A 12,158-nucleotide genomic window follows, 5' to 3' on the forward strand; every position below is an offset into this window, starting at 1 on the left:
GGCCTAAAGCTCTAGATATGATAAAACTTGATCAATTATCTGCTCATAATTTGTTAAGCTCAATAAGAAGAGGAATTTCATGTTAAGAAATCAACCAAACGAAACTGTTGCACCTAGTCAAGACCCGGCTGTTTTCGCCCAACGACGTACAAAATTAATTCAAGAAATTGGTCCTCATAGTTTAGTAATTATTCCGGGCGCATCATTACAAAACCGAAATCGTGATAATGAATATTCTTTTCGTCAAGAAAGCAGCTTTTATTATTTAACGGGGATTGAAGAAGATGATGCGATAGCTGTTTTTATTCCAGGACGGAGAGAGGGTGAATATATTTTATTTAATAAAAAACCGGATCCTATTTCCGAAGCATTTTTGGGTGAATTTATCGGTCAAGAGAATGCCGTGAAAATTTATGGTGCAAACGAATCTTATCCGCGTGAAGATTTCGATACGCAATTACCAAATTTATTTGATGGCATTACGAAAATCTATTACCCGATAGCGCAAAACAAATCGCTTGAGCTGGATAAGAAAATTCTAAAAATTTTAGGCAGTCAACGGGATGAATTTGATTATGGCGTTAGAGAATCGATTAAGATTTTAGATTCAAATCCAATAATTCATTCAATGCGATCAATCAAAGATCCCAATGAATTGGCTTTGATTAAGCATGCCATCGAAATTTCTGAGCAAGCTCATTTAAAGGCGATGCAAATTTGCAAACCCGGTATAAACGAAATGAAACTCTCACGTAAAATTATCGATGTCTTCATGGATCATGGAAGTCAGGAAGTTGCTTACCCCAATGTAGTTGGTGCTGGGGCTAATAGTTGTACGCTACATTATGGGAAAAATGCTTCACAAGTAAAAGAGGGTGACTTGGTATTAATTGATGCTGGTGTTGAATATAAAAATTATTCCTCTGATATTACACGGACTTTTCCTGCAAATGGAAAATATTCTCTTGAGCAACGCACAATTTACGATATCGTTTTAAAAGCTCAGGAAGCGGTTATTAAATTAATCAAGCCTGGCGTAACTTGGAAGGAAATGAATACCTTAGCAGCTAAAGAAATTACGCTGGGTTTAATCAATATTGGATTGCTCAAAGGTGAGCTCGATGAATTAGTTGAAAAGAAAGCTTATCGTTCCTTTTACATGCATGGTATAGGCCATGCACTAGGATTAGATGTGCATGATGTGGGCTCACATGCAACGCCACTTGAAGCAGGCATGACGCTTACTGTAGAGCCGGGTATCTATATTAATGACAAACACACAGATGTTGATCCACGATGGCATAACATTGGTATCCGTATTGAAGATAATGTCTTGGTAACCCCTGAAGGATGCGAAGTTCTCAGCAAACATTTGCCCAAAAAAGCTGAAGAAATTGAAAAAGTTATGACGGGATTTGTTCCGGAAGAAATGATTAAAATTGGTTATCAGAATAAAATTCGTCTCTTTAATCTTCCGACAACTGTTAACGAATCAACGTTGAATGAAAACACGAATCGTTCGATTGTAAGTTCAGGGAACCGGGCCTAATTGTTAAAAGATTTCGGTTATACTGCGTAATCCTTTGGATGCAGTGTAACCGATCTTAGAAATTTATGCTTTGTCTTCGTAAAATAGCGCAACCCTTGAAAGTGATAGGAAGCTAAATCAAATAGGTCGAGGAGATATTCTGAATCTCGATAAGTTATTCATTCAAAAAAAATGCTAATAAATTTTTAAGTGAAATGAATAAAATAAAAGATGATAAAATGGAAATAACATCAGCGATAATGAATGTTAGAAGGGTAAAATAGATTATAAAATTTTAGGAAAAGGTTTATCCGTTGCAACCATCAGCCCCGCTCTGCGGGGCGATGTGTAATGTCTTGTATTTTTAGCAAGTTGCGCCAACGATCAAATAAGCACCTTGTAACCCTGCATTGGTTGGACTGTTATAAACTGTGTCACGCGTAATGCCAAAGAATTGCGTAATTTGATAACCTAATTTTAAATTAATATTCGCATTCTTATAAGGCGTGCTAAACATTAAACCTAATTTTGAACTGAGTACGGGAACGACTAAGTTTTCATTGGGTGCGCTTGCAGCGACTGTCACCCCATTAAAACTAACGCTAACATTATTAGTCATCGTTCCATACAACATGGTGGGTTCAAAGCTACCATAGAGACTAAAGCCGGGCATGGTATCAAAGGGACTGTAATATCCATCAAGACCCAAAGTGGGTCCTACACCGCGATACGAAGTTTTCATCTGGCCATTCAAGAAAATGATTGATGAAATATTTCCATTAAGCGTGATATTTTTTCTAAATTCGGTAAAGTTTACGCCCCCATAAAAATTCAATTTAAATTTATCAGTAAGGTTAGTTTTTTGGCCTAAGGTCAGAGCGAGGGAATCGTAAGTATAGCCTATCGTACTTTGCCCAAAATCAATCAAACCAGGTGCGCCGGGGAATAAGCTTAGCGCAGATGAATTGATGTTTCTAGAATCGTTGGCGCGCAGATTGGTATAAATTAAATTAATGTCGGCATCATTTTGTTTAATTTTATAGCCCAGGCCAACTTGGTAGCCAGTATGATAATTAGTATGGGTTGTGATGCTTGAATTATCGGTAAACTGCTGGTAAACCGCACCTGCAAAGCCATGCAAGCCACCCGCACTTCGATAAGTGGGAGTGTAAATCATGGTTGGTTGTACAGGTTGTACCGTAATGGGTTGCGCTTGTCTTGGCGGGCTATAAGATTTCTGTGCTTGGCATCGCATTTCACAATGGCGCAAATTTTTTAATGCTCTTTCTCTTTTATATTTTAATGCAGTGATTTGTTCTCGCATTTGTTTGGCTTGTGCGGAGTGCTTTGGTGTATTACTTCGGTCATAATCCGCTATTGCAGTCCAAAGTTGCTCCGCCTGGACTTGATAAGCCCGTTCAGTCGGAATGCATGTTGAGCAAGTTGAATGGGAAGCTGCAAGAAGAGGGAAGGGAAGCAGCATGATGGTTCCCGAAATCAATAGTTTTGCAGATAGCTGCACACGTGAAAATTTATTTATCATTTCTATATTCATCCTTAATTAAAGCGTTGGTATCCTTGACTTCTTTTTCGTAACCCTGGTGAATAAGGAGGTTAAAATTTCACCATAATGGTATGGGTAAACAGGTTTGTCAATGTTAGAACATCGTGCGGTAGAATTATAAACGGTCGTCGAGATGCGGGTGGTAACTATAGCGAAGTTGAAGAAGATGCGGTTTATATTTGTTGAGGTTTCTCAGCTGGGCTGTGTGGTATTGGTCTATTATCGCGTAATCGACCATCTAGAAATACTGCTAAACTTATTTTTTAAACCTCAGGAGCCATTTACACATAACATGTGAGATCGCTGACTTGTGCTTCTCTAAATCCTTTCATTCTTAACACACAGCTATCACATTTTCCGCAAGCTCGACCGTCATCGGTTGCTTGGTAACAGGAAATTGTCATTTGATAGTCAATGCCTAGCGATAAGCCAAGCTTAATCGTGTCGGCTTTCGATAGGTAAATGAGAGGGGCATGCAGTCTGACTTCTCCTTCTTCTACGCCGATTTTAGTGGCAAGGTTGGCGAGCGTTTGAAAAGTTTGGATGTATTCCGGTCGGCAATCTGGGTAACTGGAATAATCTATGGCGCTGACACCAATAAAAATATCCTTAGCTTTCAGTACTTCAGCCCATCCTAAGGCAAATGATAAGAAAATTGTATTTCTAGCAGGTACGTATGTTACAGGGATTTGCTGACCCCCTTTAAAATCTGGAACCTCTATCTTCACATCTGTTAAAGCAGACCCACCCATTTGGGATAGCGGTAAAGGAATGATGATGTGTTGTACACCCATATGAGTGCAAATTCGTTTGGCTGCATTTAATTCGGCAGCATGGCGTTGACCATAATTGAAGCTTAAGGCATAACAGTTAAAACCTTGCGACTTTGCATAAGCTAAACAGGTTGTAGAATCCAACCCTCCTGAAAATAGAATAATGGCCTTTTTCATCATTTACACCGTAAGCTCTTAATTATTATTATAAAATTACAATTGCGCCAGTAAGTTACATTCTGGTGGAGATGAGCTGAGCGTATATTAAGCTAACTAGCAATAAGTTTAAACTAGACCGGTATGAAGAGGGTGCCGAAAAGCTAGTGGTTACTTTAATCAACACTTTCATTAATTATTTTTAGATCAAATAACAATAATTCTGAATCGGTCAAAGCTTCAATTTCTATCATATTTTCATCAAAAACAGTTGCGCCGTCCCCGGCTGATAAGGATTGTCCGTTTAAAATAAGATCCCCTTTAACAAGTTGAATCCACACCCCACGTTTTTTCTTTATTTCGTAGTCAATACGATGAGGGGGAGAAAGATAGGCAACATATAGAGCTATGTCTTGGTTGATCGTCATTGATCCATTTTGTGCATGACGCGAACCAATTAGAATTAATTTATTATTTTCTTTAGGAATAGTAATTTGTTCATAACTTGGTTTTAATCCTTGCTTCTCTGGAATAATCCAAATTTGTAAAAAATGTAATGCATTTGATTTGGAATGATTAAATTCACTATGTTCAACACCAGTCCCCGCTGACATCCGTTGAATTTCGCCGGGCTTGATAACAGAACCTGTTCCCATGCTATCTTGATGTTCTAAAGCACCTTCAATAACATATGAAATAATTTCCATATTATTGTGCGGATGTTTACCAAACCCCATGCTCGGTTTAACTGTATCTTCATTGATGACACGTAAACTTCCGAAACCCATAAAACTTTCATCGTAGTATTCACCAAAAGAAAAAGTATGAAAACTATCAAGCCAAGTTAATTGGCTTCTGCCACGCGCATTACTTTTACGAATGTAAATCATGTCGGGAATTTTCCAATGGTGTTTCTCTATTAATAGACTTCAAAAATTAAAGTTATATTATCTGTTACTTCTTTATTCCCCGGTTCAATATTTGCTATGTTTGAACCAGTCCGTGCACTCATTGCAACAGCGCTATAGGGGGCAGGAGAAAACTCATTAGATGATTCAACCACATTTAAAATTCGTCCTAATTTAAGACCCGCTTCACTCGTTAATTGAAGCGCTTTTTCTTTTGCTTTTGCGATGGCTTGTTTTCTCGCTAATATTTTCAATTTATCAACATCTGCAAAACTAAAATAAATTCCGCGAATTTCATTTGCGCCATTATTGACAGAACTATCGAGAATTTTTTCTAATCTTTCTTGGGACTTATCAATATTATAAACCTGTATAGTGATAGTTTGATCGACTTGATATCCCGTTATTGTATTTTGACCGTTAATCGTATTATAGGTAGGAGAAGCATAAAATCCGCTAGTTTTAATATATTGAGGATCAATGCCTTGTTGCTTAATTAACGCGATTATTTTATTTATTTTTTCACTATTTTGATTTTTAATGTCAATTGAATTAACGCCTTGAGAAACCACACCCAACGTTACTGTTGCCAAGTCAGGGATAGACATTATTTTGCCTTCAGCCGAAACGCGCATGATTTGAGCGGCCGGACCGAGTTGCTTAATTTGATTAAGACAAAAAAGTGTAAGCAAAATAATTAATAAAATGCCAAAAGTTAGCCTCATCCAAATGGGTATGATTCTATGTTTCATTGTAATTTCCTCATCCAAGAAATGTCTCGACTGGTTAATAAATTAATGGGGTAAATTGTTTTTATAATACCCATATTCAGTAGCTAATGCCAAATATTGGAAAATTTATTAACTTGTCACATGAGCGTATGATTAGGGGTAATTCCTAAGATTTAAATCTATAAAAATACGATAAAATACAGAATAAAATCATTTCAGGAGAATGAGTGATGCCTCGTGGAGATAAATCATCTTATAGTTCGAAACAAAAGCGTCAAGCCAAACATATCGAAGATTCTGAGAAAAAAGAAGGTAGATCAAGCAAAACCGCAAAGCGAATTGCGTGGGCAACTGTAAACAAGCAAACCGGTGGTGGTGCAAAAAAGAAAAAAACAAGTAAAAGTAAATAAAACAATTTAAAAATTTGCAAGACTAATGGTTAAAAAAATTTATCTCATTCCACCTACTCAATCATAAGCCTTAGCAGAGTAAGCTGTTGTTCCCACTTAACACGCTCCACATTGTCGGTAGCAGTCTGTGTGGAGCGGTACCCAGGGTGGAACGCAAAGCGTGTAACCCAGGAAAAGATATACATTCCCCCTTTGGTCACTTAACCTCCACCTTCTTATCTACTACCAAGTAAGCTGCCTAAAAAGCAGACCCAATTTCTACACTAATATTGATGGCTTTACATTACCTCATTGTCATGCGAAGGAAGGAGGCTATCAATAAAATTGGGAATGGAGAAGTTAATCGTTGGATACCCTGGGACTTGACTTTAGTCGATATTAACTTACTTTAGATACGCAATTAAGATAGTGTAGTTCATCGTAAAAATTAAATTAATTAAAATATTATTCTCTCACTAACTTAGTCGAAAAATTATTTATTTAACAAAGGAATGACAATGCCAAGACAAGCTGATGACTTGAAGGAAAAGTTCATGGCAGTCTGCCACATCCCTTCCTATGATGAATTTAAAAAATTGTTTGAAACCGGTTTTAAAAACATAGCGCGTTGGACAGTAGGAGAGGTATACCAGTCCATTTCTGAATTTGATGCAAGCTCACCATGGTTAAGTCGGGGTCGCATCGCATTTAGTTTTATGCATTTAGTTACAGCAGGAATTATTGGTGGAACTGTTGCATTGATCGGCCTTACAGTTGCTGCAATGATTATGTTACCCATTTCAAAAGTAAAAGATCAAGTTGAAGCATATCAAGGCAGGCATGCGTTAGAGCGTGTCTTAGCAAAATACAATTTTAGTGATCCTATGTTTGCGAGCTCAACTAAAGAAATTTTTGCTGTCATCACTCCATCCAATGTGTCAACACAACAATCTGTGGTAAATAAAAATGTCAACGTAAGTGTACTACGCTGGAAACAATTTTTTAATAGGAAGCAAGATCGACATTCCCATACAAATCAGCAACATCACTCGGATGAATATTGTGTCAATAAAAAAGGCATGCGATAAAAATATTAAGAATGTCTTTACTGAATAATTGCTCAAAAGTGTAAATATTAGGAGACTACAGAAATTATGGTGCTTCCCCCTGTAACTGAATTAACTTATTTTTATGAAGTAGCAAAAGTTGCTAATTTCTCTCGTGCTGCAATCAAACTTCATACGAGTCAGCCCTCTTTAAGTATGGCTATCAAACGCTTAGAAACTACCCTCAACACCACATTATTTTATCGACGAAAGCAGGGCTTAATCCTTACCCGAGCTGGTATTGAATTATTCCAATATGTAAAAGATTTACTACATAAGTGGGAAGATATTAGATCCCATGTCGTTTCTTCTCATCAGGAAATTAAAGGTAGCGTTACGATTGGTTGTAACGCAACTCTCATTCCATTTGTTGGAACAATTTTTTCAAATTTATTACGCCAATTTCCTGCTCTTGAAGTTCACATGCAAAATGAAAGATCGCAAAAAATTACAGAGTGGGTGACTGATGCAACTGTTGATATTGGTATTGTCTTAAATCCTGTTGCACAGCCTGATTTAATTATTCGTAAAATTAGTACAACAGACTTGTCTTTCTGGTCAAGTACAAACACGTCCAATCAGCAAAATCTATTATCAGGGCAAGCCGTGATTATCTGCGATCCAACTATCTTACAAACTAAAGCTTTGTTAAAAAAATTAGAAAAAGATTATCATGGCTATGCCCATGTAAGTCATTCAAATAGCTTAGAAGCGATTGCCCATTTTGTAATGAATGGCTACGGTGTCGGTATCTTACCTTCGTGTTTTGCGCAAGCATTCTATGCGGAAAGTTTGCAACGAATAAACGATGCACCTTTTTATGGTAATGATTTATGTTTAATTTATCGTCATGAAGATAAAGAGGTTGCAGCCATTCAAGCTGTCCTTTCGGGAATCAAAGAATTTATTGCATTAAATTCGGGCGTTAAAAAATAAAAAAAAACTTATCGATAAGAAGAAATCAATATTCATAAATGGGTTGATGAAGACACGCTTCTGTAATATTTTCGCAGACGGTTTGCGTGGATTGTAAAGTATAGTAAGCCGCTACTTCACCAAATCGACAGGCTTGGCTCATGCTAAAGTTGCGCTGTAAACCAAATAAAATGCCTGCCATAAAGGCATCTCCAGCACCGCTTACATCCTTAATTCGCTTTGGCAATTGAATGCTATAATGGATTTGTACTTCTTCATTAACAAGGATGTAACCTAAGTGACCTAAGGTAATAACCACATTCATAGCGCCGCGTCTAAGCAATAATTTCCCTGCTTTAATCGCATCTTCTGGCGTTTCAATCAGTATGCCAGAAAGTTCACTTGCCTCATCTTGGTTTGGTTTAATGAGAAAAATATTTTTGAAAGAGTTGGGCAATCTAGTTGTTTTAGCAACGGATACGGGATCGATGCATAACAAAGCGCCTGTATTTTGACACTTTGTTAGAGCAAATTCGATGACTTCAGAAGGCATATTGGTATCGATAAAAACAAGCGTATGAGCATCCCACTGTGTCCAGTGTTTCGCCAATAATGATACGGATAGATGAGAAAAAATATCCATGTCAGCAAGAGCAATATGCAAATGTCCATTGGGATTTAAAATCGCATAGTAGCGAGCAGTACTAGTATTTTCGAGGATTATAGAGCTTTCGATATTGGCTCCTAATTTGCTCATTAATGCGAAAAGTTGATGGCCTTCTAAATCATTTCCCACAGCACACTGGAGATAAACATGTTGACTAAAGCGAGCAAGATTTTCGGCTACATTTCGTGCAACGCCGCCAAACGTGGCGTAGGACTTGACGGGGTTTGAAGTCGACGCAACAAGATCATTCTTTGATTGCAATTTGTAATCGATTGTCGCCCCCCCTATGCAAAAAACCGGTTTTAACATAAAAGTCTTTACCAAAAATAATTGAAGGGACAAATAATACATTATTTTACGCTTATTACTTAGTCTGGATAACCTTTTTAAAAATTTAAAAAGCTGCGGAAAGCTTAGCTACATCTTTATTAGATGTTCATTGACTCAAACGTTATAGTAGTTAGAAAATACTTAAAAATATAAAAGTGTGAACTGGATAAGCTGATTAATCGCTATTCAATTTCATCTTATGCCTGTGCTGTAAAATTAAAACCAGGAGTATTCGAATGCTGCAATTTAATGTGCCCCTTGATGAATGGAAGATCGCTCACCGTTATTTAGACCATCGCCCAGATGGAAGTAAATTACCCTATTCATTTTATCAAGATAAAAATAACAGCCTAACCGCTAGAATGGAGTCAATACCTTCTACTTCGTACCAAACAACGCATTCTTTTATTAAAATAAACGGCACTATTTATGCCCTAGCGCAGGGGAGTGATTCAACCATCCATTTTGGTAGCATTGGAAAAGTTAAGTATGCAAAAAGTGAAGATAACACATCTTTAATTATCAAAGTGGGTAAGCGGGAAAGCGAGGATCGGGTCGAAGCAGAAATATTAAATGATTTATATCTTTCTGCAGGCGCGAATAAGCGAATATATAATTTGTCTTCAACCGGTGGGGACAATAACTCACTATTTGATTCGAAATTTTACACAACTATTGAATATTTAGGCTCGAATATTAATCAATTTATTAATATTCATCCATACAATTTAACTGCTGAACGACGATTAGAAATAGCCATTCAAATCTGTTGGCAACTTTATCGATTACATACGGGACTTGCCTCTGTAACGCATACGCCTTATGCGCATTTGGATTTAAAGTTAGATAATGTAACGATTGATGAAGCAGGTCATGTTCATCTCATTGACTTTGGATTCTCTAAGAAATTTCCCAAAAAATTAGGGAAAAGTGCAACGGGTGCGACGGCCTACGTGGCAAATGAAATAAGTGGTCATCCCTTAACTTTAGAGCAGTACGATATCATTGCCCTAAAGCGTATATTATACATGCCAGAAGCATTTTATTGTAAAAGTGGTTTTATACGTTTACCTGCAATTTTAAGGCCAGCAAGTATCTTGACTGAAGCGCAATTAATCAAGACAAAACTCGATCCCTACATTAATACCTATGCCATTCTTAATTCACCACCAGACTCAAGCACGGATGAAACTAATGCGGTCATGCTTTGTGCCTTATTAATTGCAGCGAAACTTAATCTTAGTATGTCATATGAGCAAATACGAAATGACAAAGAAATAACACTTGCAATCACCGCTTTGTATTTTGCCGGACGACAAAAGGAGATAGAAAAATATTTGCGCGACACTAACGCCATTAAATTAATAGCAGCCCTTAATACGACAAACAAAATTTTCTTGTTGGATGCTTATAAAGATGATGAAGCGCTTAAGGCAGTTATTAAAGTAGCTTCTACACATGAGATGGTGTGTGCCATGCTCTATCTGAAAGATTTACATTTAGAACAATATTACCAAAGGGTCATTAAAGATCCTTCTTTAGCGAAAGCAATTACCATATTTGGCGCACAGAATTTAAATGAATACATCCTGTCGTTACTTGATGATAAAAATGAAAGTCTCGTTAAAATGACTTTACTTTTAGAAAGCAATTATATAGAAAACTATTACTTGTCGCTTATCATGAACCCCATCTTATGTTCTGCGCTTGCTACCATCCAGAATCAAGATACACTTAAAACGCTGATTGACTTGGTGCGGTCAAATACATATTCCTACCATGATTTGCTGAAAGTCTGTGAAAGTAAAAAACTGGTTGAAGCAGTTACTATTATTTCAACATTATCAATTTTATATAATAATTTATCTTATAAGATTCTCATCGATTATCCCGATAGTGCAGATGCAATTATTAACTGTTATCACATCAATATGGATGATTTTAAATTAGCCGAGATAATTGCCTCCCCTGTTTTATGTAAGGCGATTAATATTTTGCTTAAAGCAGGCGTCAATCATAAAAAGGAATTAGGTAAAATTATATTTAATGCTGAGATGCGTGATATCATTTTGCAATTACATTCACTGAAAATGGAAAAATTTTATACCCAAATTTTATCAAATAATATTTTCTTTTATCAACTGTCACAAATCATGAATTATAAATTTAAGGATGGACTTACTGAAGAAATGCTGGCTGACGACACGCTTAGAGCTGTGTTATATGCGCTTGGTAATAATCAACAACGCTTTCAAGGCTTTATCATTTTATATGAAAACGGACGGCTCGATAAGCAAGCCTATGCATCATTTAACGATTCATATTATTTTTATCAAACTATTGCTTTGCTTAAAGAGAAAAATCTTACGCATTGGTTTGAAGTTTTAATTAACAATCCTGCTTTGGCGACGCCCTTTTATGATCTGGTTTCACATAAGGATATGGACACTGCTTCAGGATGCTACGTCTCTTACGTTCTTACTCAGTTACCCCCGAAAGACCGGTTTTTATTTATTACCGATATATTGAATGAAAGGCAATTAAAAGAATTGCGAAGTAATTATTCTGCTTATTGGCGAACCATTAAGTCGCAATTAAACAGTGACGAAAGAGTAGCGTTAGAAAAGTTAATATTCACTCCAGATGACCTTGCAGCAAAAGGCGCTTTAAGAAATATTAAAGATGCAATCAAAAAAACACAGTGGTCATTTGGCTTGTTTGAAAGCCGTGTTAACATGAAGTTAGGCTCAGAAGTGTTTTTCGTTCCGCAAGGTGTATCGAAACAAATTCATGAGATTTTTGAGGTTTCTGACAAAACCAAATCACATACTGAAGCACTTAACCAAATTAAAAAAATCGGTCAACAGGAAAGTGAAAAGTTAAAAGGCATCACTGCTAATTTAAAATATTTTTCCATTAATAAAACGTCTACCGAAAAATATTTTGATAAGTTTGCAAGTGATGAATCTTTCAAACAAGCTTTTGTTTTAAATAAATAAGGTTCACATAAGGAAGTGAACCGTTTAGGCGCATAGTGAGGGTTAATGAAGGTGATCCTCACTCAATAACATTAACCGCTTCCATAAACAGT

10 protein-coding genes are annotated in these 12,158 nt (G+C 36.7%); 5 read left to right on the plus strand and 5 right to left on the minus strand.

Annotation, left to right across the window (positions count from 1 at the left end):
- Positions 1-79 precede the first annotated feature (79 nt).
- Positions 80-1,549: an aminopeptidase P N-terminal domain-containing protein gene (locus H0W64_05210; protein ID MBA3661100.1), complete on the plus strand. Its 1,470-nt coding sequence runs from the start codon at positions 80-82 to the stop codon at positions 1,547-1,549.
- Positions 1,550-1,892: 343 nt separating this feature from the next.
- Here H0W64_05210 and H0W64_05215 read toward each other — a convergent pair whose 3' ends face one another.
- From H0W64_05215 to H0W64_05230, 4 genes are all read right to left on the minus strand, one after another.
- The gene (locus tag H0W64_05215) at positions 1,893-3,071 is read right to left on the minus strand and encodes a hypothetical protein (GenBank protein MBA3661101.1); all 1,179 of its coding nucleotides are present in this window, start codon (positions 3,069-3,071) and stop codon (positions 1,893-1,895) included.
- A 302-nt stretch (positions 3,072-3,373) separates the two neighbouring features.
- A complete protein-coding gene (gene queC / locus H0W64_05220; GenBank protein ID MBA3661102.1) occupies positions 3,374-4,042 on the minus strand; it encodes a 7-cyano-7-deazaguanine synthase QueC in 669 nt (222 codons plus the stop codon).
- Positions 4,043-4,197: 155 nt separating this feature from the next.
- Positions 4,198-4,911: a pirin family protein gene (locus H0W64_05225; GenBank protein MBA3661103.1), complete on the minus strand. Its 714-nt coding sequence runs from the start codon at positions 4,909-4,911 to the stop codon at positions 4,198-4,200.
- 29 nt (positions 4,912-4,940) lie between these two features.
- Positions 4,941-5,681, minus strand: a complete 741-nt coding sequence (locus tag H0W64_05230) for an SIMPL domain-containing protein (protein ID MBA3661104.1) — start codon at positions 5,679-5,681, stop codon at positions 4,941-4,943.
- Positions 5,682-5,890: 209 nt separating this feature from the next.
- Here H0W64_05230 and H0W64_05235 point away from each other — a divergent pair, with 209 nt between their 5' ends.
- The 3 genes from H0W64_05235 (at position 5,891) to H0W64_05245 (ending at position 8,091) form a co-directional block, all read left to right on the plus strand.
- Positions 5,891-6,070, plus strand: a complete 180-nt coding sequence (locus tag H0W64_05235) for a hypothetical protein (protein ID MBA3661105.1) — start codon at positions 5,891-5,893, stop codon at positions 6,068-6,070.
- A 497-nt stretch (positions 6,071-6,567) separates the two neighbouring features.
- Positions 6,568-7,137 (plus strand): hypothetical protein, encoded by a 570-nt coding sequence (locus H0W64_05240; protein MBA3661106.1) that lies wholly within the window; start codon positions 6,568-6,570, stop codon positions 7,135-7,137.
- Positions 7,138-7,203: 66 nt separating this feature from the next.
- Positions 7,204-8,091, plus strand: coding sequence for a LysR family transcriptional regulator (locus H0W64_05245; protein ID MBA3661107.1), 888 nt, complete (start codon positions 7,204-7,206; stop codon positions 8,089-8,091).
- A gap of 25 nt (positions 8,092-8,116) precedes the next feature.
- Here the strand turns inward: H0W64_05245 and H0W64_05250 are convergent, their stop codons facing one another.
- Positions 8,117-9,046, minus strand: coding sequence for a carbohydrate kinase family protein (locus H0W64_05250; protein MBA3661108.1), 930 nt, complete (start codon positions 9,044-9,046; stop codon positions 8,117-8,119).
- Between the two features lie 257 nt (positions 9,047-9,303).
- On the opposite strand from H0W64_05250, the gene H0W64_05255 reads away from it, so the two are divergent.
- Positions 9,304-12,066 carry a protein kinase family protein gene (locus H0W64_05255; GenBank protein MBA3661109.1) on the plus strand — a complete coding sequence of 921 codons (2,763 nt, stop codon included), beginning with the start codon at positions 9,304-9,306 and terminating at the stop codon, positions 12,064-12,066.
- The last annotated feature ends 92 nt before the right edge of the window (positions 12,067-12,158 follow it).

This window comes from Gammaproteobacteria bacterium (genome assembly GCA_013816845.1).
In the GTDB taxonomy this organism is placed as follows: domain Bacteria; phylum Pseudomonadota; class Gammaproteobacteria; order DSM-16500; family DSM-16500; genus Aquicella.

Excerpts from the sequence above, each read along its gene's own strand:
- H0W64_05245 (MBA3661107.1), top strand. The coding sequence starts at position 7,204 with ATGGTGCTTCCCCCTGTAACTGAATTAACTTATTTTTATGAAGTAGCA.
- H0W64_05210 (MBA3661100.1), top strand. The coding sequence starts at position 80 with ATGTTAAGAAATCAACCAAACGAAACTGTTGCACCTAGTCAAGACCCG.
- H0W64_05255 (MBA3661109.1), top strand. The coding sequence starts at position 9,304 with ATGCTGCAATTTAATGTGCCCCTTGATGAATGGAAGATCGCTCACCGT.
- H0W64_05240 (MBA3661106.1), top strand. The coding sequence starts at position 6,568 with ATGCCAAGACAAGCTGATGACTTGAAGGAAAAGTTCATGGCAGTCTGC.
- H0W64_05230 (MBA3661104.1), bottom strand. The coding sequence starts at position 5,681 with ATGAAACATAGAATCATACCCATTTGGATGAGGCTAACTTTTGGCATT.
- queC (MBA3661102.1), bottom strand. The coding sequence starts at position 4,042 with ATGAAAAAGGCCATTATTCTATTTTCAGGAGGGTTGGATTCTACAACC.
- H0W64_05250 (MBA3661108.1), bottom strand. The coding sequence starts at position 9,046 with ATGTTAAAACCGGTTTTTTGCATAGGGGGGGCGACAATCGATTACAAA.
- H0W64_05225 (MBA3661103.1), bottom strand. The coding sequence starts at position 4,911 with ATGATTTACATTCGTAAAAGTAATGCGCGTGGCAGAAGCCAATTAACT.
- H0W64_05235 (MBA3661105.1), top strand. The coding sequence starts at position 5,891 with ATGCCTCGTGGAGATAAATCATCTTATAGTTCGAAACAAAAGCGTCAA.
- H0W64_05215 (MBA3661101.1), bottom strand. The coding sequence starts at position 3,071 with ATGATAAATAAATTTTCACGTGTGCAGCTATCTGCAAAACTATTGATT.